We start from the raw sequence: 21,369 nt of genomic DNA on the forward strand, positions 1-21,369 counted from the left end.
AACCGGTTGAAAGCCTGTTACCGCGAGATACCCAGTCCGGAAGGCGGATCATCCGCCTTCCGGGCGCGTGTGTTCAGCCGGTAGACCATGTCGCGCACCCACATGTGCAGCGGTGCGCGGTGGTTGAGCGTGGTCCACACGAGGCTGATCGTCACCGACGTTTCAACCGGGCAGGGAACCACATGAAGTCCATCCGCAACTGATCTGGACAGCCGTTCCGGCACTGTGGCGACGAGGTTCGATCCCGCAACCAGACGCTCCAGCCCGGCCGGGCTCGGCACACGCAAGGCGACTTTCAAGTCCTTGTTCATGCGCTCAAGCTCGATGATGTAGCGCGACCGCCATTGACCGCCGTAGGTGACGAGCACGTGGTCGAGATCCAGATAATCGTCCAGGCTCAGTGCCGCTCCGGCTTTCGGATGCTCCGGATCGAGCAGGCAGACGTAGCGATCCTGATAAAGGTCGCGCCTGTAGAAATGCGGGTCCGACCGTTCGAACGGACCAAGCAGGAGATCCGCCTCATTGCGCAGCAGGCGCTCGTGACCGATCCCCGATGCATCGATGATCTCCAGGTCCAGTTTGGGCGCTTCGCGTTTCAGAAAATGAACAATTTCCGGAATGATCAGCACGCGTTCATAGAAGTTGCAGGCGATGGTGAAGGTCTGCGCCGCCGTCTTCGGATCGAAATCAGGCGGTGCGACCAGTTGCCGGAACTCGGCCGTCAACCGTTTGGCCTGATGGACGATATCTTCGCAGCGTTGCGTCGGGTGGAGCCGACGGGCCTGACGGACGAACAGCGGATCCTGAAACACGTCCCGCAACTTGTTGATCGTGTAGCTGACCGCTGACTGATTGACGCCGAGTTCTTCCGCCGCACGCGTGAACGAACGGAGCTGGTGCACCCAGACCAGAACCTGCAACGCCCGAAAATCGACTTCCAACGGATCGCCCGGCATCGGCAATTTCCTCCCGGATCCGGCAAGAACACTCGCCACGGTTTGTAAAATCAAAAAATTCGATGGCAACTATAAAGTCAATCGTATTGCTTGATTTTATTCTGCCCGCTTAACCTGCCGTCAGTGCCGGATTTGGGAGGAGAAGGCAGATGGCGGTCGCACCTGTCGACGAAACGCTGACGCTTGCGGACCTGACGCGCGACCCCTATCCGATCTACAAGCGGATGCGGGCCGAAACGCCGATCGTTCAGGTTCCGGCGGCAAACCGTATCTTTCTGACCAAGGCGAAACACACCAAGATGGTGAAGGACGATCCCGAACTTTACAGTTCGGACGATCCTGTCACACCGATGCGGCGCGCCTTTCTGGCCCACACGCTGATGCGCAAGGACGGCGAGGAACACCGGCGCGAGCGCATGGCCATGCAGCCGGCTTTCTCGCCCAAGGTCATCAAGACAGACTGGGCCGATCTCTACCGCAAGATTGCCGCGGAGTATCTCGACCGGCTGCCACGAGGCGAAACGGTCGATCTTTTCACCGACCTTTGCGGACCGGTGGCGGCACGGATCCTCGCCCACATCCTGGGTCTCGATGAAGTCGGCGACGCCGACATGCAGCGCTGGTCGCAGGTTCTGATCGACGGCGCCGGCAATTTCGGCTTCGCGGATGAACCGTTTGCCCGGTCCGATGCGGCCAATGCCGAAATGGATACCGTGTTCGACAGCCTGATTGCCCGGCATCTGGCAGAGCCCAACAACTCCGCGTTCTCCGTCATGCTGAATGCCCGCGACCCGATCCCCAGAAGCCAGATCTACGCCAACATCAAGATTGCCATCGGTGGCGGCATCAACGAGCCGCGCGATGCGCTGGCAACCATCATCTATGGCCTGCTGACCAATCCGGACCAGCTTGAGGAAGTGAAGCGGCAGGACGCCTGGGCAGATGCATTCGAGGAAGGTGTCCGCTGGGTCGCGCCGATCCAGGCGTCGTCTCGCCGGGCGACGCGGGATCTGGAAATCGACGGCATCGACATTCCCGAAGGCGTGACGCTGATGACCATCCAGGCCTCGGCCAATCGCGACGAGGATCTCTACGAGGACGGCGAAACCTTCAACGTCTTTCGAAAGAAAGCGCCGCATCAGGCCTTCGGCAGTGGCCCGCACCATTGTGCCGGTGCCCATATCTCGCGGCGGACTGTCGGGGAGATCATGCTGCCGATGCTGTTCGAACGGTTCCCCGGCATGGCGCTGGACAAGCCCGAAGACGTTGTCTGGAGCGGTTTCGGTTTCCGTGGGCCCCTGAACCTGCCCGTCAAACTGAGCTGACAAAAAGAAACCAACCGGACCGGGTTAGAGCCGGCTGAAAGGAAAACCGCATGGTGCAGATCACCTTCGTCCAGCCGAACGGCAGCCGGAAGACCATAGAAGCGAGCGAAGGGGCGAGCGTCATGGAGACGGCTGTCAGCCACGGGGTCGACGGCATCTTTGCCGAATGCGGCGGCGCGATGATGTGCGCCACCTGCCATTGCTACGTCGACGAGGCGTGGAGCGACAGGACCGGTGCCCGCACGGACGGCGAGGAAATCATGCTGGAATGTGCAGCCGCCGACTTGCGCGAAACATCCCGCCTGTCCTGCCAGATCAGGCTGACCGGTGCGCTCGACGGACTGGTGGTGCATCTGCCCGACGAGCAGGCGTGAGGAAACGATTTCGAACAAGGGAGGAAACCATGTCGAAGTACCGGATGATGAGATCGGTGGCCGCAGGTGCGCTCACCGCGGGAGCGGTTGCCGTGGCCGCGCTTTCACTGAGCCTTACGGCGGGCCAGGCCGTGGCAGCGGAGATCACGCTACGGCTGCACCAGATGCTGCCGGCGCAAGCCAGCGTGCCGAAGAACATCCTTGAACCGTGGATGGCCAGGATCGAGGAAGAATCGGGCGGGCGGATCGAGTTCCAGCATTTCCCGGCCATGCAGCTTGGCGGCAAGCCGCCGGAACTGGTCGACCAGGCCATCGACGGCATCGCCGACATCGTCTGGACCTTGCCTGGCTATACGCCCGGCCGCTTTCCAAGGACGGAAGTCTTCGAACTGCCCTTCGTCATGACCAATGCCGAGGCCGTATCGCGTGCCTTCTGGCAACTGGCGGAGGAAACCATGCTGGACCAGGACTTCAAGGACATGAAGGTTCTGGGGCTCTGGGTGCACGGGCCCGGGCTGATCCACTCCAAGGACCCGATCGACTCGCTCGATGATCTGAACGGCGTGAAGCTGCGGGCCCCGACGCGGGTGACCAACGACATGTTCAGTTCACTCGGGGCAACACCTGTCGGCATGCCTGTGCCGGCGGTTCCGGAAGCCCTTTCCAAGGGCGTTATCGATGCCACCGTGGTGCCGTGGGAGGTGACCGGCGCGCTCAAGATCAACGAGCTCGTCAGCAACCACACGGACTTCGGTGACGATGCTCTTTACACGGCAACCTTCGTGCTGGGCATGAACCGGGCGGCCTATGACGGACTGCCCGACGACCTGAAGGCGATCATCGACAAGAATTCCGGTCTTGAACTGTCCGGATTCGCAGGTGGCCAGATGCAGCGGGATGATGCCAAACCTCGCGACGAAGCGATCGAGAAGGGGGCGACGATGATTGTCCTTCCACCGGAAGAGGTTGCCCGCTGGAAGGAAGCCTCGGCACCGACGATCGAAAAATGGGTGGCCGAAATGGACGAGAAAGGCATGGACGGCACAGGGCTTTACAATCGCGCCATCGAGCTGATTGAGGAGAACACCGGGAAATAGCCGGCCAGGGGTGGTGTGCGGCTCCCCCACAGGGTTGCGTGCCTTAAGGCTCGCTACGCGGCTTGCCTTTTAGACGGCCGCGCGGCATGTGCCGGTTATTCAGGGCGTCCCGTGATCTGTGGTCACGGGACGCCCGATTTTCTTCACGCTGTTTTGCCCGTCATCCCGCCATCTGCGCTTCGCGAACGGCGTATTCGATCTCCTGAACGAGGCCGTCCTCCAGGCCAAGCCGGGCCGCGAGCATCTGCAGGTAGGCCTTTTCCGCCGGATGGTCCGGATCGATGGCAAGACGCGACGCGGCGTATATTTCGGCCGCAGTCTCCTCACAGGTTGCACTGGCCACGACCTTGTCCAGATCAAGCGGCGAGCGCAATTCGTCCATCAGAAACGCCTTCGCCTCACTGTCCAGTCCGGCCTCGTCGATCTTGTCGAAAATCCGGTCCTGTTCGTCGCGATCAATATGACCGTCGGCCTTTGCGGCGGAGATCATTGCCGTCAGCAAAGCGATTGCGGCCTGATGTTCGCCGCCCGGATGCTCGCACGGATCGAAGGCGGTGCCGCGCGGTGCTTCCAGCGGGATCGGATCATCGGCCGGATACTGCGGGCGCGGCGCGTTCTGCTGGTTGGCCTTGTGGCCCTGGTAGGCCTTGTAGGCAAGGCCGGCAACCAGCGCGAGCCCGCCATAGGTGACTGCCTTCTTGCCGAGCTTGCGTCCGCTCTTGCTGCCAAGCATGAGACCGGCCAGGCTGCCGAGCGCCAGACCGCCGCCCTGCGACGACAGAAAATCCTTGCCCTGTGACAGGAGATCACCGGATCCGCCCTTGCGGGCAGTCCCGCGCTGGCCGGATTGACCACCGCCCTGGGTCCCCAGAAACTGATCCAGCAAGGATTTTGCGTCGAACATATTCGGCTCCTTAAAATTGCCGCGTGGAGCGGCTTAAATCACGGTTGCACTATCAAATGGGATTTTCTGCAAGGGACGCAAGTTTGCGTTACACTCGGACACACTTCTCCAATCCACAAAGCTTGTCTTCCAGACAACAACGAGAACAATCTTGAACTTCCTCGCCTCAGTCCGCAGTCTTTCCCTGCGATACTGCCTCATCGTCGGGACTTTGGGATGCGGGAGTGCGCATGCCCTGTCGCTGAACGACGAGGCCGATACCTACCGCAAGATCTGGCAGGAGGATCTGCTGAGCGCCTATTCGCGCACGCTTGCCGATGCAGGCGAAAGCACGACCGGCAATCTTTACGCGTTCAACATCAAAGGCTGTTCGCGTGAAGACGCGCCCGGAAGACTGCTGTACATCCATGCGATCCAGGACCGCGGCCAGCCGCGCGGCAGCGAGTTTCCGACCTATGTCTTCACCTCGGGATCAAGGCAGGACAAACCGGAACTCGCGTTCAAGACCTTTGCGGGAAAACGGATCTATCTCTCCGACACGATCACCTGTGAACCGGAGCGATGTCTTCTCTCCGGCAAGACCGGGTTTTCCGATGTCTGCCTGGCGGACCCATACGGCAACCCGGCACCGGATCTCAAAGGCCTGCGCAAGGATTTCTGGACCGATCTCATGGGCTGGCTGGGGCTTTGAGCGGTCATTTCAGCGGCAGCAGATTGTCGTCCTTCAAGGTTTCCATGGCAATGGACGAGCGCACATGATGGACCGCCTCCTGGGGCAGTAGTTCGTCGTTGATGATGTGGCTGAGCGCCTTCAGGTCCGGCACCACGATCTTCAGCATGTAATCGACATCACCGGTGAGCGTGTGGGCCTCCTGCACTTCCGGCATGGCGGTCACCATGTTGCGGAACTTGCGGGCGTTTTCCCTGGAATGCGCGCCAAGCGTCACGCCGACATAGGCCGTCACCATCAGTCCCAGGGCTTCCGGATCCAGTGCCGCCCGGTACCGGCGGATGATACCCGCTTCTTCCAGTTTCTGCCGCCGCCTGGAAACCTGGCTTGCGGACAGGCCGATCACGTCGCCAAGTTCGGCATTGGTGAGGGCGGCATTGTTCTGCAAGGCGGCAAGCAACTTCACATCAAAGCCATCCAGCGCAATCGTCATGCGTCACTCCGAAATATCCTGCATGTTTCGTGCATCATCTTACGCGAAAACACGTGGATTGCACACACACTGCGCGTCCTTCACGGCATTCTGGCTGCAATGACCCGTTTTACCGAGGAGGACTTTCATGGGACCGTTCCCGCACGACGCGCCGCCGGCACAGATCACGTCTGAAAATCCGGCAGGGACCGATGGCTTCGAATTTGTCGAATTCGCCCATCCGGAACCGGAAAAGCTGGACGAACTGTTCCGCAAGATGGGCTACCTCCCCGTTGCAAAGCACAAGAGCAAGAACATCACGCTCTATCGTCAGGGTGACGTCACCTACGTGCTGAATGCCGAACCGGGCAGCTTCGGCATGAAGTTCGTCGACACGCACGGCCCGTGCGCTCCTGCCATGGCCTGGCGCGTCGTCGATGCGCAAAAGGCGTTCGAGCATGCGGTTGCCAAAGGCGCGACGCCTTATGAAGGCGACGACAAGACCCTGGACGTTCCGGCAATTGTCGGTATCGGCGGCTCGCTGCTTTATTTCGTGGATACCTACAGCGCCAAAGGCTCGGCCTATTCCAGTGAATTCAACTGGCTGGGCGAGTTCGACCCCAAGCCGCAGGGCGTCGGCTTCTACTATCTCGACCACCTCACCCACAACGTCTATCGCGGCAACATGGACAAGTGGTGGGACTTCTACCGCGACCTGTTCAACTTCAAGCAGATCCATTTCTTCGACATCGACGGGCGGATCACCGGTCTCGTCAGCCGCGCGATCACCAGCCCTTGCGGCAAGATCCGTATTCCGCTGAACGAATCCAAGGACGATACCAGCCAGATCGAGGAATACCTGAAGAAGTACAACGGCGAAGGCATCCAGCACATTGCTGTCGGCACGGACAACATCTACCAGAGCACGGACCTTCTGGCGGACAACGGCCTGAAGTTCATGCCCGGCCCGCCGGAAACCTATTACGAGATGTCCCATGCCCGGGTGAACGGCCACGACGAGCCGATCGAGCGGATGAAGCGCCACGGCATCCTGATCGATGGTGAGGGTGTGATCGACGGCGGCATGACCAAGATCCTGCTGCAGATCTTCTCCAAGACCGTGATCGGCCCGATCTTCTTCGAGTTCATCCAGCGCAAGGGTGACGAAGGATTTGGCGAAGGCAATTTCCGCGCCCTGTTCGAATCGATCGAGGAAGACCAGATCCGCCGCGGCGTCATCAAGACTGAAGCAGCCGAATAATCCCACTTGCAGGTTGCTTCTGAAAGGCCGCTGTCCTTCGGGAAAGCGGCCTTTGTTTTGTCCTGCGGTCCAGATTTTTCTTTTTCCGACGCAGCAAAGCCCGGACCCGGCTCAGAAGTTGATCTTGTTTGCACGGCCCGAAGGAGTGGCCGCCCTGCCAAACGGCATGCCCCAAGGGAACACGAAAAGTCACGCCATTTCCGGGTGTTGCGCCTTGCTGACAGCGCGATCCGGGGTTTCAGCGGGAATCAATGGAAAAAAATCTTGAGCGTCCTTGGCCGGATTAATCCCGTCTTTTCAATACGATAACGACACCCTGAAGTAGAAACTTGAAAAATTTCACGTGAATCACGTTTTTCCAAGGAACGATTCCATGTGGAACGGGTTTTACATACAGAGGCTGCCGAGTAGGCCCTCTGTTGCATTGTCTAAGCACAAACTCTTTATACCTCCGCACCCCCATGCGGAGGTTTTTTTTCGCCTCGGCGCGGGCTGAGCGCGCGGCCTCCGCATACGGGTATTCCCATTCGTGCCGTCAGACATCAGACAGCGTTCATATTCGCCATGACCGCCTTTGCGCCGATTTGCTGCAGGAAGGCCTGCGGGTCGAACGCGGCCTTGCGGTATTCATCGGCAATCCGGGCCTTTGCCTCCAGAAAAACCTCTTCGTTCTGCCATTCGACAAAGGTGACGAATGTTGCCATCCCCTCGCCGGAAGGCTGCTCAAGCACAAGGTTCTGGCGGCACCCTTCGATGTTCTGAAGCAGGCCGCGAATGACATTGAGCCGTTCCAGCAGAACGTCGCGCGCCTCAAGCGGCACTTCAAAGCGATCAACGCGGTAGATAGGCCGGGATTCCGTGTCCGATTTCATGCTCTTTCTCCTTGGGATTTGAAAGGAGAAAAAGCTCTACAACCTCAACTTAAATTGAGGTCAAGGGGATATTCGAACAGGCTGACGGGAAGGGCTGCTCAGCCCTTCACCTTTGCCTCCAGCACGTCCCAGACCATGCCAGCCACATCCGGTCCGCCGAGATTGCGGATGGCGCGGATACCGGTGGGGGCGGTGACGTTGATTTCTGTCAGGTTACCGTCGATGACATCGATCCCCACCAGGATCAGGCCCTTTTCTTTCAGCGAAGGCCCGAGGCGCGCACAGATCTCGCGTTCGCGCTCGGTCAGCTCACTGTCGGTCGGCGCACCGCCGCGCACCATGTTGGAGCGCAGGTCGCCCGCGGCCGGAACGCGGTTGACCGCACCGGCGAACTGGCCATCAACCAACAGGATGCGCTTGTCGCCGTGCTTCACATTGGGCAGGAACTGCTGGATGACCCAGGGTTCGCGGAAAGTCGCGGCAAAGAAGTCGTAGAGCGAGCCGTAGTTGAGGTCGTCCTGGGTGATGCGGAAGACGGCCGCGCCACCATGGCCGAACAGCGGCTTCATGACAATGTCGCCGTATTCCTTCCGGAACAGATCGATTTCCGACTTGTCCTTGGTGATCAGGGTCGGCGGCATCAGGTCGGCGAATTCGGTCACGAACAGCTTTTCCGGCGCGTTGCGAACGGCTGCAGGGTCGTTGACCACCAGAGTGTCCGGATGGACCTTTTCCAGGATGTGGGTCGCGGCGATGTAGGAGAGGTCAAACGGCGGGTCCTGGCGCATCAGCACCACGTCCATCTCGCGCATGTTGAAACGGCTCTTTTCACCCAACGTGAAGTGATCACCCTTCACATCGCGCACTTCGATCGGCTCCAGTGCGCAGAACACTTCGTCACCGCGCATCGCCAGACGGTCGGGCGTGTAGTGATAAAGTTCATGTCCGCGAGACTGTGCTTCCAGCATCATTGCGAAGGCGCTGTCGCCGGCAATGTTGATGGACGAAACATGGTCCATCTGGACCGCAACTTTCAAAGCCATGAGGCAACTCCCGGCGGGCGGCGCCGTTTGAGCGCCTTTGGGATTTTCAGAACGATTGGTCCAGATATGCGGTGCGCAGTCGGCTTTGTCCAGAGGGGGAGGTCAGAAGGATCCGACTTCGGTTCCCGTCATTCCGGGGACCGGCAAATGAAGTGAAGTCTCTCGGCCATAGTCAGCGTCACGCCGAAGGTGATATTGCTCTTAAACGATACCCCTGCCACCTTTCGGACGGAGCCGAAAAATGGCGCCTCGAACTACTCCCAGGCCTGAAACGCATTCACGATCCGCTCGGGAAAGGCGCGGGGCCGGACAACGATGACATCGAAGCGCAGGGTGAAGAACCCGGCCTTGGGGTGTTCCGTGACGAAGATCTTCGCGGCACGCGAGATGCGCTTCTGGCTGGCGGGCGTGACGGCTTCCAGCGCCGCCTGTCGCGATTTGCGGGCCTTGACCTCGATGAAGGCGACTGTCTTGCGCCGCTTGGCGATGAGATCGATCTCGCCAGCCTTTGTCTTGTAGCGGCGCTTGAGAATGCGCCAGCCGGTGAGGCGCAGGTACCAGGCGGCAAGGGTTTCGGCAGAAAGGCCCAGGGCATGTGCCCGGCGGCGGCGATCGGTTTCTGCCGGTTGCCTTCCGGCTCCGCCCGGACGACGTGCCATCAGGCGTCGTCCGCCTTCAGTTCCAGCGCGCGCTTATAGACCTCGTTGCGGTCAAGCCCCGTCGCTTTCGAGATTTTCTTGGCCGCGGCACTGACCGGCATTTCGGTGAGTGCCTCACTCAGCAAGGCATCCAGATCGTCCACCTCGGCTTCCGGCTTGTCTTCCGGCGGACCGACAAGAATGACGATTTCACCCTTGACCTGCCGGCCCTCGAACCGGGTGCTCAGGTCTTCCAGGCTGCCACGCTCGAAGGTTTCGAACCGCTTGGTCAGTTCGCGCGCAACGACGGCTTCGCGGCCGGGGCCGAGCAGTTCCGCCATAAGCGCCAGGGTCGCGGCGGTGCGGTGGGGCGATTCAAAGAAAATCAGCGTCGAAGGCACCTTGGCCAGCTCTTCCAGCCGCCGGGTCTTCGGGCCTCCCTTTTGGGGCAGGAAGCCGGCGAAAAGCACCGTGTCGCTCGGCAGACCCGCGGCGACAAGGCCAGCCAGCGGGGCCGACGCACCGGGGATTGGGATGACTTTATACCCTTCTGCGACCACATCACGCACCAACCGGTAGCCCGGGTCGGAAACCAGGGGCGTGCCAGCATCGGACACCAGCGCCACGGCGCGGCCGTCAGCCAGAGCTTCAAGGATCTTCGGCCGCTGCTTGTCGGCATTGTGTTCGTGATAGGGGAGAAGCGGCGTCTTCAGCGAAAACCGCTGGGTGAGCGTTGCCGTGACCCGCGTATCCTCGCAAGCGATTACGCTCGCTGCAGCAAGCGTTTCCAGGGCCCTGACGGTGATATCACCGAGGTTGCCGATCGGCGTGGACACGATGTAGAGCGCGGGTTCCAGATTGGGTGCGGTGAAGACATGTTCGGAGAGGCTGTAGCGGTTCTTGTCCGCAGCCGGCCCGGCTGTTTCCTTGACCATGTCGCCTTTCCTCTTGTCCGCCGCGAATAGCAGCATCGGCCTCGTTTGCGCCCTTGCGCTAGCCTTTCAATACAACCGATGCAAGGCAAATCCACCGTTGATCGGGCCGATATGCCATTGAAAGGCCACTAAATCTTTACAGGCCTGTAGCGAATACGTAAGTCTTTCCCAAAGGGTGAACCAACAAATATGGCAAGTGCAAGACGGGGCGACATAGTGCAACAGCACAGACGTGTTTTCTTGAAAACGGCGCTGGCTGGAGCCAGCACGATGTTGCTGGGTGGCTGCATGGGGTCCACGCTCGGCTCTCTGCCGGGTGACCAGATCCAGCCAAGTGCCCAGCCGCAACCGACTGGTGAAATCATCGGCACAGGCGGGGTGCGCATCGGATTGCTGTTGCCATTGGCAAGCTCCGACGGCAATGCCTCCATCGGTACGGTTTTCAAGAACGCCGCTTCTCTGGCGCTGCAGAACTTCCCGAGCGCGGATGTGCAGTTGCTGGTGAAAGATACCGGCGGCACGTCCGAAGGCGGACGCGCGGCAGCGCAGGCTGCCATTTCGGAAGGCGCGGAACTGATCCTTGGCCCGGTGTTCTCACCGGCAGTATCCGGCGCTGCACAGGCTGCACGGGCAACAGGCGTTCCGGTCATTGCCTTCTCTACCGACACCTCTGTCGCATCCCGGGGCGTCTATCTGCTCAGCTTCCTGCCGGAAAGCGACGTCAAACGGGTCGTTGGCTATGCCAACAGCCAGAAGAAACATTCCTATACCGCCCTGATCCCCGAAGGCTCCTATGGTGCGATCGTCGAGGCGGCGTTCCGACAGGAAGTCGGCCGCGGAGCAGGCAGGATCGCATCGATCCAGCGCTATTCCATGAACGGATCGGACACATCCGATCTCGTCGCCAAGACCACAGCGCTGAAATCGGTTCTGAACAATGCAGACTCCCTGTTCGTACCGGCCGGGGGCGGTGTGCCGGCAGTTGTCGTGCAGACCCTGGTCAGCCAGGGCGCCAATCTGGGCAATGTGAAATTGCTCGGTACCGGGCAATGGGACTCTCCCCAGGTCAAGAACAACCCGGTGCTTGCCGGTGCCTGGTTCGCCGGGCCGGAGGACAAGGGTTTCCTGGCCTTTGCCCAACGCTACCAGAGCATCTATGGCTCCGCGCCGCCGCGCAATGCCAGCCTGGTCTATGACGGTGTCACGCTGGCCGCGGGCCTGATCCGCTCCGCCGGACAGCAGCGCTTCCAGCAGAGCATCATCACCAACCGCGATGGCTTCATCGGCATTGACGGATTGTTCCGCTTCCAATCCAATGGCCTCAACCAGCGGGGCCTTGCCGTCTACCAGATCACCGGGCAGGGCACACAGGTGATTTCTCCGGCACCACGGGATTTCCGCACCGGATTCTGATCTTATCCGCCGACACCCTAGGAGTGCTGAGTTAAGATGCTGAGCGGCAAACAGATCGTCCTGATCATCAGCGGCGGGATAGCCGCGTACAAGTCCCTTGACCTGATCCGCAGGCTGAAGGAACGCGGCGCCCGGGTGATCCCGGTGATGACGAAGGGCGCGCAAGAGTTCATCACGCCTCTGGCTGCCGGGGCTCTGGCCGCGGAAACCGTCTTCACCGACCTGTTCGACCGGCAGGCCGAGCACGATGTCGGCCACATCCGCCTGGCCCGCGACCACGACCTGATCCTGATTGCGCCTGCCACCGCCGATCTGATGGCCAAGATGGCCCACGGGATTGCCGACGATCTGGCGACAGCGGTGCTGCTGGCAACCGACAAGCCTGTTCTGGTTGCCCCTGCCATGAACCCGAAGATGTGGCAGCATGAGGCGACCAAGCGTAACCGGACGATCCTCAAGGCACGTGGCATTGCCTTTTGTGGCCCAGCATCGGGTGAAATGGCGGAAAGGGGCGAAGCCGGCACCGGCCGGATGAGCGAACCGCTGGAGATCGTGGCAGCTGCCGAGGCCGTGCTGCGGGAAGAGGCGGTCCGGGCCGGCAGCCTGCCGCTGGCCGGAAAACACGTTCTGATCACCTCAGGCCCGACCCATGAGCCGATCGACCCCGTCCGCTACATTGCCAACCGGTCTTCCGGCAAGCAGGGCCATGCACTGGCCCGTGCCGCCTATGAGGCGGGCGCACGGGTAACGCTGGTATCCGGCCCGGTCACACTGCCGGACCCGGCCAATATCCATGTCATCCACGTGGAGTCCGCTTCCGCGATGCTGAAGGCGGTGGAAGGCAATCTGCCGGCGGATATCGCCATCATGGCCGCCGCCGTCGCCGACTGGCGTGTTGCGAGCGAGGGCGCCCAGAAGATCAAGAAGGATGGCACCGGCAAACCGCCCGCGCTGGAGCTGACGGAAAACCCGGACATTCTGGCGACTGTCGGTCATCATCCGGACCTGAGGCCAAGGTTGCTGATCGGCTTTGCCGCCGAGACGCAAAACCTGATCGACAATGCGCGTGGCAAGCTGGAACGCAAGAAAGCCGACTGGATCATCGCGAACGACGTCAGTCCGCAGACAGGCATCATGGGCGGCGACGCCAACACCATTCGCGTCGTCAGCCGTGACGGCGTCGAAGACTGGCCGGAAATGGACAAGGGTGAGGTAGCCCGCAGGATCATCGCCCGCGCAGCCGAGACGCTCGGCTCGGACTGACCCGAGCCAGACATTTTCACTATCGTACGCGATGAAGGGCTGGTGCTTCTGCCCGGCAGCTTTTTTGCCTTGTTTCACCGAAACCGTTCTGCAGGCCTGCGCCCCTGCCGGAGCAGGGGCGGTCGATGGGGCTGGTCAGGCTGCGAAGCGGAAGTAGCTCATGCTGATGGAGCCGTACTCGTAGCTTCTATGGAGAAGCTGGGCCTTTGCATCCGTTCCGCCTGCGCCAAAGGCGAAGAACAGCGGCAGAAGGTGCTCGTCCGTCGGGTGGTTGCGGCGAAAGTTCGGAGCGCTCTGGATATCGTCGAAATATCCGATCGATCCGGACTTGAGGCCATCGTCCAGCCAGCGGTCGAAATCAGACGCCCACACAGGTGTTGGCGAGCCTTGCGGCCCGAATTCACGCAGGTTGTGCGTGGTGCTGCCGGACCCTGCCAGCAACACACCCTTGTCCTTGAGCGGTGCCAGTGCCTGGCCAAGAGCATAGACGGATGCAGGCGTGCTGCCGTGCGGCAGAGACATCGCCACGACCGGAATGTCGGCATCCGGATAGGCAAGCGACAGCGGCACCCAGGCCCCGTGATCAAGCCCCCAGTGACTGTCGAGTTCCACATCGTGTCCGGCAGCTTCCAAAAGGCGTGCCGCTTCGTCGACGTGATCCACATCGGCCTTTGCGGGATAGGAGATCTCGTAGAGCGGGCGCGGGAAACCGCGGAAGTCATGATAGGTCCGCAGCGGTCCCGGTGCCGACAGTTTCAAACCGTCTGTTTCCCAATGCGCGGACAGGATCAGGATTGCCTTGGGGCGTGGCTGGCTTGCGGCAAAATTCTTCAGGAACCGGCTGGCAGCGGTGTCTTCAAGTGCCAGTGTTGGCGCACCGTGAGCAAAAAAGACGGGCGAAATACGGTTTGGTGTAGCCGTCATGGGACCACTCCTCGGGAGAATTGTTTCTTCCCGTGAAGATAAGCTATTCGGCCGGAAGGATTAGACCAGAAAGGGAAGAAGGCTCGTTCGACACATGTGAACAATCCCGGCCTTCGATTTCCACTGTTCAGTCATACCGCTTCCGCTTACGGGAGCGGTATGTGTCCTTGTTTGCCGGTATCAGGCGGGCTTCAGAACGCCTGGCCCAAACCCGCCCGAGCGGCCGTTACCTGTAACCCAGGTTGATCAGCTGAACGCGCCGGTTGACGGCGGCATCCGGATTGGCCGGATCACGCAGCTGTTCCTCACCCAGGCCCACAGCGAAGAGATATTCGCCCGGTACGCGGAACGTGGTCACCAGTGCTTCACGCACGGCCTGCGCCCGTTTCAGCGAAAGTTCCAGATTATATTCGCGTGCACCCTTTGCATCCGTGTGACCGACGATGAAGAAAGTCTGCCCCTGCAGATAAGGCGTGTGCAGGGCATCCGCGATCAGGCCAACGGTTTCATAGGATTCCGGGCGAATGCGGGCGCTGTCGAAATCGAACGTGATTTCGACGTTGAACTGACGCAGAGAGGCCAGCTTGTCGGCAAGCGGCAAGGTGTTGGGAGCGTTCGCACCCGGATATTTCTGGATATTTTCCAGCGCTGCCTTCTGCAGTTCGTCGGCCGTGAGGTCGACCTTCTGCTGGGCCCCCTGCAGGGAGTTGATGATCTCGTTGCGGCTCAGCTTGGTCTGGGCGGCAAGGCCCGAAGCGGACACAGCGAGAAAGGCGGCCGACAAACCGGCCAGAAGCATCTTGTTCATGAAAAATCTCCCGGTGCCGAGTTAGCGGTAGCCGGCCAGGTCAATGGCCGTGTTGCATTTTTCGCTGACGGAAGGCTGGGCCTTCAGCAGGCAGCGCAGAAGATGGCCCGCACCGGCCTTGACGCCCTTGCAATATTGCGCGGCATCGCGCTGACACAGTTTGGGCGCTTCGGCCTGGGCCGCCAGTCGCGCCTGAATGAGCGAAGTCACGACCAGGCGGTCGGCGTTACACTTTTCCGAAACCTTGGACTGGTTCTGTTCAAGACACTGGGTGATACCGTTGTTGGCCAGCGTCGCGGACTTGCAATAGGATTCGATGTCCTTGCCACAGCTGGCGGCCAGGATCTTGATGGCTTCGGCATAGCCGACGGTCTGGGCGAAGGCAGCCGGTGCAGCGACCAGCATCAACCCGGTGGTAAATGCAAAAATCAATCGTCTCATGTTGCCAATCTCCCAATCGCTGGCACGTTACGATGCGTCAGAGTGTTTCAGGTGAAGATTACGACTTCAAGTAGATATCTGATTTTTATGCGAAGTTTCGTGAATGTCCGCCAGCCTTGACACGGACCGGCGAATATCGTCACTCGCCAGCAACACTCACTGCCGGACACTTTCAATGACTGTTACCCTGGAACTGAAGCGACTGGAGCACGGTCGCGATCTGCCACTGCCCGCCTACCAGTCGATTCTGGCTGCCGGACTTGACCTTCTGGCAGCCGTTGACGGCACGATAACCCTTGCACCTGGTGCCCGTGCCCTGGTGCCAACTGGTCTTGCCATGGCTCTGCCCGCCGGCTTCGAGGCTCAGGTTCGTCCCCGGTCCGGTCTTGCCGCCAAACATGGCGTCACCGTCTTGAACACGCCGGGCACCATTGATGCCGACTACCGCGGCGAGGTGAAGGTGATCCTGATCAATCTCGGTGACGACCCCTTCGAGATTTCACGGGGTGACCGGATCGCCCAGATGGTGATTGCGCCTGTTCTGCAGGCGGACATTGTCGAAGTCGAGGTTCTCTCGGAGACCGAGCGCGGTTCCGGCGGTTTCGGTTCGACTGGCCGCGCGTGATGTCCGAGCTGATCATATTCGATTGCGACGGCGTTCTGGTCGATACGGAACGCATGGCCAACGCCAACATGGCCGCCATCATAAGCGAGCTTGGCGTTCCGATGACCGGGCCGGACTGTCAGCGCAGGTTCATGGGACGGACACTGGAAGACGTGCAGTCCATGATCGAAGAGCTGACAGGTCAGCTACTGCCTGCCGACTGGCCGGACCAGGTGCGGCTGCGCGATCTGGAGAGCTTCAAGGCGGGTGTTCCGGCGATCGAAGGCGTCGCCGGCGTGCTGGACGAACTCGACCGGCGCGACGTCGCCTATTGCGTCGGGTCTTCCGGCAAATATGAAAAGATGCGCACAACGCTCGGCAGTTCCGGTCTGCTGCCCCGGCTGGAAGGCCGGCTGTTTTCCGCACAGGACTGCGAGCGCGGCAAGCCCGCGCCGGATGTGTTCCTGCTGGCAGCACGCACCATGGGCCACACCCCGGAAAACTGTACGGTTATCGAGGACAGCCTGCCCGGCGTTCTGGCAGCCCGGGCAGCGGGCATGCGCGTCTATGCCTTTGTCGAGGATCCCACTTGCGACCGCGAGGCCATGCAGGGCGCCGGGGCCGTCCTGTTCGAGGCAATGGCGGATCTGCCGGACCTGCTCTTTTCCAAGACCTGAAGCTTTTCTGGAAAAAGGTTTTACCCGCAGGATCGCAAAGGTGCTTTCGGCCCCTTATAACTTGCCGAAACCCGTACTATCTTATCGCTCCGATAGTCGAACGATGCCGGCGGAAGAAGATCCGGCCAACTTGGGAGACCTGCCATGACGATCAAGACCAGTGGTCGCGGAAAAATCTATTCCTCCATCACCGAGACCATCGGCGATACACCGATCGTCCGGCTGGACCGGCTGGCCAAGGCGCACGGTGTCAAGGGCAACCTCCTGGCGAAGCTTGAGTTCTTCAACCCGATTTCCAGCGTCAAGGACCGGATCGGCGTTGCGATGATCGAGGCGATGGAGCAGGCCGGCCAGATCGTTCCGGGCAAGACCACGCTCGTCGAGCCGACTTCCGGCAACACAGGCATCGCGCTGGCATTTGTCGCTGCCGCCAAGGGCTACCGGCTTATCCTGGTAATGCCGGAGACCATGTCGGTGGAACGCCGCAAGATGTTCAAGATCCTGGGCGCCGAGCTGGAATTGACCGAAGGGCCAAAAGGCATGAAGGGCGCAATCGCCCGTGCCGAGGAGCTGATCAGCGAAATCGACGGTGCGGTGATGCCGCAGCAGTTCGAAAACGCCGCCAACCCTGAAATCCACCGCAACACCACCGCGGAAGAGATCTGGAACGATACCGACGGCGGCGTTGACGTCTTCGTCTCCGGCATCGGCACCGGCGGCACCATCACCGGCGTTTCCCAGGTGCTGAAGGAACGCAAGCCGGGCCTTCACGTCGTTGCCGTCGAACCGGCCGACAGCCCCGTGCTTTCCGGCGGCCAGCCCGGTCCGCACAAGATCCAGGGCATTGGTGCCGGTTTCGTGCCGGGCGTGCTCGACACCTCCGTCTACGATGAAGTCCAGACCGTCGCCAACGAAGACGCCTTCGCCATGGCCCGGGAAGTGGCAAAGACCGAAGGCCTGCCGGTGGGCATTTCTTCCGGCGCCGCGCTCACCGCCGCCATCCGCGTCGGTCAGCGCGAAGGCATGGAAGGCAAGAACATCGTGGTGATCATTCCGTCCTTCGCAGAACGGTATCTTTCCACCGCACTGTTCGACGGCCTCTGAGCATCCAGTCGCGAAATTTCACCCCGTCGGCCGGTTCGCTCCGGTCGGCGGGGTTTTTCATGTCTGGCGGTGATGCAGAACCCTGCCGATGGTGTTCATGAGAACCTGAGCCGCAAGGGTGCTTGTGGAACCGGTCGGGTCATAGTCCGGCGCAACCTCCACCAGATCGATGCCGACGATGTCGCCTTGCCTTGCCAGACCGTCGAGCAGCTCCAGCACTTCATAATAGAGAAATCCGCCGTGGCTCGGCGTGCCCGTGCCCGGTGCGATCGATGGATCGAAGGCATCGATATCGAGCGTCAAGTAGTAGCGCTTGCCGGCCGGTATCCGCGCCAGAAGCGCCTCGGTGCCGAGCTTGCGGGCGTGACGCACGGACAGGATGTCGGAGCCCATCCTGCGGGCGTCCTCGTAGCCATCTCGCGAGGTGGAGGACACGTTGCGGATACCGATCTGCGTCAGCCCGGTGACATAGGGTTTTTCCGCCGCGCGGCGCATGGGATTGCCGTGGCCATAGCGCACGCCGTGTCGTTCGTCGACGAAATCCAGATGCGCATCGATCTGGACGACGTGGATCGGGTCTTCGCCATCAAAGGCGTTGATGCAGGGAATGTTGACCGAATGGTCGCCGCCCAGCACCACCGGCAAGGCACCGGCCTTAAGGATCTTGCGTACGCCGAATTCGATGCGTCTGTGGCTTTCAATCGTGTCCGTGTGCACGATATCGGCATCACCCAGATCGACAATGCGGGTCGTTTCCGCCGGCAGGTAGGTGATGTCGTCCTCGAAATCATAAGCGCCCGCATGGCCGAAGGAAAACAGCGTCGAGGCCTCCCGGATCGCGCGCGGCCCCATGCGCGCGCCCGAACGCCACTGGGTGCCGAAGTCGAACGGAGCCCCCATGACGGCAACATCCGCATCGATGGCGTCCCAATCCGGCTGATAGGGAAACTTGCCGAAGGTGCAGATACCGACAAAGGGCAGGTTCAACCGCCCGCTTTCATAACCGTGTGAGGACATTCAAAGGCTCCTGTTGGGGACCGGCCAACTAGAGCATCATTGCGGAAGAGGGGAAAGGGCGGGGTTGAGGCAACCAAAAAAACTACTGGCTCTGAACCTGGCTGAACTCCCTAAACCTGCTTTTCCATACGTGTCGCGGAGGAAAAACCGAACAGAAGCTCGAGAAACCCGGTCTTTTCTTCCCCCACGGCCTTGAACCCCGAGCGCTCGTAAAGAGCTTTTGCCCTTGGGTTCGTGTCGATCACATCCAGCCGCACACGGGTGAGCGAGCGCTGGCGTGCTTCTTCGCCAATGGCTTTCAGCAAGGTGCTGCCGATGCCGCGGCCGCGGGCGCTTTCGGCCACAAAGATGCCGTCCATCAGCAGGCAGTCCGGCTCGATCTTGCGCTCCAGAACTTCCAGAAGAAGCCCGCGCCAGAGGCCGCCGAACGTGCCGTAAACCGCCGTCATGTCGGCGAGGCTGCCGCCGGCAAGCGCCCCATCCCGGGTCTTGTAACCGGCAAGGCCTAGCAGCCGTCCCTCCCGGTCGAGAGCGCTGATGGCAAAATCCGGGTTGAGGATGCGCTCGACAAGTCGAAGTGCTTTTTCTTCCGGGGCCAACACCTTGCCGAGCTTGCCGGAAAAGGCCTGCCAGAACAGGCTGGCGGCAATTGGCCGCTGGTCTTCCGGGAAGCCGGGCGAAATGAAAATGTCGGATGACATGGCAGGATCAGCGGATGAAGACCGCTGTCCCTGTGGCGCTGACCATCAGCATGGAGCCGTTCTGGCCTACGGTTTCGTAATCAAGATCGACGCCGATCACCGCATTGGCGCCCATCGCCTGGGCCTGCTGGCACATTTCGTCGATGGCGATCTTGCGCGCCTTGCCAAGCTCTTCCTCGTACGCACCGGAGCGGCCGCCGACAATGTCACGGATGCCGGCAAAGAAATCCTTGAAAATATTTGCGCCAAGGATCGCCTCGCCCGTCACCAGGCCCTTGTAGTCCAGATCCTTGCCCTGAATGGTGTTGGTGGTGGTGACCAGCATGCATTGTCTCCCTTTTGAACCGATGTTCGAGACATGGGTTCGTCCTCGTGGTTTTGCAAGAAACGGCGAGAATGGAAGAGGTTAGCCAGCGACAAGTCCTGCCATCGCCTTCAGCAAGGCCTCGCCTTCCTCTTCCGTTCCAATGGAAATGCGCAGCCAGTTGTCGATGCGGTCCTTGTTGAAGTGGCGCACCAGAATGCCCTCATCCCTGAGGCTTGTCAGAAGCTCCCGTGCTGCCCTTGTTTCATGCGAGACGAACAGGAAATTGGCTGCCGACGGCAGCACGTTGAACCCGAGAGAGCGCAGGCCTTCCGCCATCCGCTGCCGTTCCGTGATCACGAGGCGCCGGGTCTCCTCGAACCATGTGGTATCCTGCCAGGAGGCTTCGGCTCCCGCGAGTGCCAAGCGGTCGAGCGTGTAGGAATTAAAACTATCCTTGATCCGCTGCAGCCCCTCGATCAGGTGCGGCTGACCAAGAGCAAATCCGACACGCAGGCCCGCCAGGCCGCGCGACTTGGAAAAGGTCTGTACCACCAGAAGATTGTCGAACTCGGGAACCAGACGAGCGGCGCTCTCCGCGCCGAAATCGACATAGGCTTCGTCTACCAGCACCACCACATCCGGGTTTTGCTCAAGAACGCTTCGCACCGCGGCAAGATCAAGCGCAATGCCGGTCGGGGCGTTCGGATTGGCAAGCACGATGCCACCACACGGCCCACCAAGGCTGGCCGGATCGATCCGGAAATCATCATCGAGTGGCACAGAACGGTGCGAAATGCCGTAAAGCTCGCAATAGGTCTTGTAGAAGCTGTAGGTGATATCGGGGAACAGCAGCTTGTCCTTGCCACTGAAAAAGCCGTGAAAGGCATGGGCCAGGATTTCGTCCGAGCCGTTGCCTGCAAAAACGTGATCCACACCCAGACCGAAGCTTGCCCCGATCGTTGCCCGCAACGCACCGGCTGCCGGATCGGGATAAAGCCTCAGGCTGTCTTCGGTAGCTGCGCGGATTGCCCCGAGCGCGATGGGCGACGGGCCATAGGGATGCTCGTTCGTGTTCAGCTTGATGAAGCTGCGGTCCTTTGGCTGTTCACCCGGCGTATAGGGCACCAGCTTGCTGACTATGGGGCTCCAGAACCTGCTCATGGACCGTATCCTGACGGAAATTGCTGTGGTTTTTTCGCACAATAGGCGCCAAACCGGTGCGGTAAAAGTGATTTTGACGTTGTTCTTTTGCGGCGTTGCCGAAGCTCTGCTACGCGCAGAGACCGCTGCGTCTCGGGGCGGGAAAGTTTCACGCCTTCGGTGGGGCCGGGAGGGCGCTGTTCCAGGGCTCTCCATGCAAAGGAAGCGCTGGAACGCTTTCCAAGTTATTGTGGCACCAACCTCACCAACGTCATCCCGGCCAAGCGAAGCGCGAGCCGGGATCGGGGAGGCACGAACGCCTCGATATGAACGCTAACCTGTTGCAGCGACCCGTTGGTGGTTCCCCGATCCCGGATCTTCGCTGCGCTACGTCCGGGATGACGATGGTGAGGATGTCGTGAA

General features: G+C 60.6%; 24 protein-coding genes. 10 read left to right on the plus strand and 14 right to left on the minus strand.

Annotation, left to right across the window (positions count from 1 at the left end; genetic code table 11):
• Positions 1–17: 17 nt before the first annotated feature.
• A complete protein-coding gene (locus FIV03_RS05415) occupies positions 18–956 on the minus strand; it encodes a LysR family transcriptional regulator (RefSeq protein ID WP_152508923.1) in 939 nt (312 codons plus the stop codon).
• Positions 957–1,105: 149 nt separating this feature from the next.
• On the opposite strand from FIV03_RS05415, the gene FIV03_RS05420 reads away from it, so the two are divergent.
• From FIV03_RS05420 to FIV03_RS05430, 3 genes are read left to right on the plus strand one after another with little or no spacing between them, the layout of a single operon-like run.
• Positions 1,106–2,281, plus strand: a complete 1,176-nt coding sequence (locus tag FIV03_RS05420) for a cytochrome P450 (RefSeq protein WP_152508924.1) — start codon at positions 1,106–1,108, stop codon at positions 2,279–2,281.
• 50 nt (positions 2,282–2,331) lie between these two features.
• A complete protein-coding gene (locus FIV03_RS05425; protein ID WP_152508925.1) occupies positions 2,332–2,655 on the plus strand; it encodes a 2Fe-2S iron-sulfur cluster-binding protein in 324 nt (107 codons plus the stop codon).
• 29 nt (positions 2,656–2,684) lie between these two features.
• Positions 2,685–3,752 carry a TRAP transporter substrate-binding protein gene (locus tag FIV03_RS05430; RefSeq protein WP_286202266.1) on the plus strand — a complete coding sequence of 356 codons (1,068 nt, stop codon included), beginning with the start codon at positions 2,685–2,687 and terminating at the stop codon, positions 3,750–3,752.
• 160 nt (positions 3,753–3,912) lie between these two features.
• Here the strand turns inward: FIV03_RS05430 and FIV03_RS05435 are convergent, their stop codons facing one another.
• Positions 3,913–4,656 (minus strand): tellurite resistance TerB family protein, encoded by a 744-nt coding sequence (locus FIV03_RS05435; protein ID WP_023002329.1) that lies wholly within the window; start codon positions 4,654–4,656, stop codon positions 3,913–3,915.
• A 151-nt stretch (positions 4,657–4,807) separates the two neighbouring features.
• On the opposite strand from FIV03_RS05435, the gene FIV03_RS05440 reads away from it, so the two are divergent.
• Positions 4,808–5,347, plus strand: coding sequence for a hypothetical protein (locus FIV03_RS05440; protein ID WP_152508926.1), 540 nt, complete (start codon positions 4,808–4,810; stop codon positions 5,345–5,347).
• A gap of 4 nt (positions 5,348–5,351) precedes the next feature.
• Here FIV03_RS05440 and FIV03_RS05445 read toward each other — a convergent pair whose 3' ends face one another.
• Positions 5,352–5,819 (minus strand): Lrp/AsnC family transcriptional regulator, encoded by a 468-nt coding sequence (locus FIV03_RS05445; protein WP_023002331.1) that lies wholly within the window; start codon positions 5,817–5,819, stop codon positions 5,352–5,354.
• Between the two features lie 127 nt (positions 5,820–5,946).
• On the opposite strand from FIV03_RS05445, the gene hppD reads away from it, so the two are divergent.
• Positions 5,947–7,059, plus strand: coding sequence for a 4-hydroxyphenylpyruvate dioxygenase (gene hppD / locus FIV03_RS05450; protein ID WP_152508927.1), 1,113 nt, complete (start codon positions 5,947–5,949; stop codon positions 7,057–7,059).
• A 542-nt stretch (positions 7,060–7,601) separates the two neighbouring features.
• Here the strand turns inward: hppD and FIV03_RS05455 are convergent.
• The 4 genes from FIV03_RS05455 to rsmI form a co-directional block, all read right to left on the minus strand.
• Positions 7,602–7,931, minus strand: a complete 330-nt coding sequence (locus FIV03_RS05455) for an antibiotic biosynthesis monooxygenase (protein ID WP_152508928.1) — start codon at positions 7,929–7,931, stop codon at positions 7,602–7,604.
• Positions 7,932–8,029: 98 nt separating this feature from the next.
• On the minus strand, positions 8,030–8,974 hold the full coding sequence (gene gshB / locus FIV03_RS05460; protein WP_152508929.1) for a glutathione synthase: 945 nt from the start codon (positions 8,972–8,974) through the stop codon (positions 8,030–8,032).
• Between the two features lie 254 nt (positions 8,975–9,228).
• On the minus strand, positions 9,229–9,633 hold the full coding sequence (locus FIV03_RS05465; protein ID WP_152508930.1) for a YraN family protein: 405 nt from the start codon (positions 9,631–9,633) through the stop codon (positions 9,229–9,231).
• Complete coding sequence (rsmI, locus tag FIV03_RS05470) at positions 9,633–10,547, minus strand: 16S rRNA (cytidine(1402)-2'-O)-methyltransferase (protein WP_152508931.1); 915 nt, start codon at positions 10,545–10,547, stop codon at positions 9,633–9,635. The genes FIV03_RS05465 and rsmI overlap by 1 nt, the downstream gene beginning before the upstream one ends.
• Positions 10,548–10,787: 240 nt before the next feature.
• Between rsmI and FIV03_RS05475 the strand changes: the two genes are divergently transcribed.
• Both FIV03_RS05475 and coaBC read left to right on the plus strand, forming a co-directional pair.
• On the plus strand, positions 10,788–11,960 hold the full coding sequence (locus FIV03_RS05475) for a penicillin-binding protein activator (protein ID WP_209009862.1): 1,173 nt from the start codon (positions 10,788–10,790) through the stop codon (positions 11,958–11,960).
• Positions 11,961–11,996: 36 nt separating this feature from the next.
• Positions 11,997–13,223 (plus strand): bifunctional phosphopantothenoylcysteine decarboxylase/phosphopantothenate--cysteine ligase CoaBC, encoded by a 1,227-nt coding sequence (gene coaBC / locus FIV03_RS05480; protein WP_152508933.1) that lies wholly within the window; start codon positions 11,997–11,999, stop codon positions 13,221–13,223.
• 135 nt (positions 13,224–13,358) lie between these two features.
• Here coaBC and FIV03_RS05485 read toward each other — a convergent pair whose 3' ends face one another.
• From FIV03_RS05485 to FIV03_RS05495, 3 genes are all read right to left on the minus strand, one after another.
• A complete protein-coding gene (locus FIV03_RS05485) occupies positions 13,359–14,147 on the minus strand; it encodes a class III extradiol ring-cleavage dioxygenase (protein WP_152508934.1) in 789 nt (262 codons plus the stop codon).
• A gap of 226 nt (positions 14,148–14,373) precedes the next feature.
• A complete protein-coding gene (locus FIV03_RS05490) occupies positions 14,374–14,955 on the minus strand; it encodes an OmpA family protein (RefSeq protein ID WP_152508935.1) in 582 nt (193 codons plus the stop codon).
• A gap of 21 nt (positions 14,956–14,976) precedes the next feature.
• A complete protein-coding gene (locus tag FIV03_RS05495) occupies positions 14,977–15,396 on the minus strand; it encodes a hypothetical protein (protein WP_209009863.1) in 420 nt (139 codons plus the stop codon).
• 175 nt (positions 15,397–15,571) lie between these two features.
• Here FIV03_RS05495 and dut point away from each other — a divergent pair, with 175 nt between their 5' ends.
• The 3 genes from dut (at position 15,572) to cysK (ending at position 17,781) form a co-directional block, all read left to right on the plus strand.
• Positions 15,572–16,021, plus strand: a complete 450-nt coding sequence (dut, locus tag FIV03_RS05500) for a dUTP diphosphatase (RefSeq protein ID WP_152508936.1) — start codon at positions 15,572–15,574, stop codon at positions 16,019–16,021.
• A complete protein-coding gene (locus FIV03_RS05505; RefSeq protein ID WP_209009864.1) occupies positions 16,021–16,677 on the plus strand; it encodes an HAD family hydrolase in 657 nt (218 codons plus the stop codon). Before dut ends, FIV03_RS05505 begins: the two co-directional genes overlap by 1 nt.
• A gap of 144 nt (positions 16,678–16,821) precedes the next feature.
• Positions 16,822–17,781 (plus strand): cysteine synthase A, encoded by a 960-nt coding sequence (gene cysK, locus FIV03_RS05510; protein WP_062485814.1) that lies wholly within the window; start codon positions 16,822–16,824, stop codon positions 17,779–17,781.
• Between the two features lie 57 nt (positions 17,782–17,838).
• Here cysK and speB read toward each other — a convergent pair whose 3' ends face one another.
• The 4 genes from speB to hisC form a co-directional block, all read right to left on the minus strand.
• Entirely contained in the window at positions 17,839–18,798 is a 960-nt protein-coding gene (gene speB / locus FIV03_RS05515; RefSeq protein WP_152508938.1) for an agmatinase, read from the minus strand.
• A 110-nt stretch (positions 18,799–18,908) separates the two neighbouring features.
• A complete protein-coding gene (locus FIV03_RS05520; protein WP_152508939.1) occupies positions 18,909–19,499 on the minus strand; it encodes a GNAT family N-acetyltransferase in 591 nt (196 codons plus the stop codon).
• Positions 19,500–19,506: 7 nt separating this feature from the next.
• Positions 19,507–19,824: a heavy metal-binding domain-containing protein gene (locus tag FIV03_RS05525; RefSeq protein WP_023002348.1), complete on the minus strand. Its 318-nt coding sequence runs from the start codon at positions 19,822–19,824 to the stop codon at positions 19,507–19,509.
• Positions 19,825–19,905: 81 nt separating this feature from the next.
• The gene (gene hisC / locus FIV03_RS05530; protein WP_152508940.1) at positions 19,906–20,967 is read right to left on the minus strand and encodes a histidinol-phosphate transaminase; all 1,062 of its coding nucleotides are present in this window, start codon (positions 20,965–20,967) and stop codon (positions 19,906–19,908) included.
• Positions 20,968–21,369: the final 402 nt, after the last annotated feature.

The sequence above is a fragment of the Labrenzia sp. THAF187b genome, assembly GCF_009363375.1.
GTDB lineage: Bacteria > Pseudomonadota > Alphaproteobacteria > Rhizobiales > Stappiaceae > Roseibium > Roseibium algicola.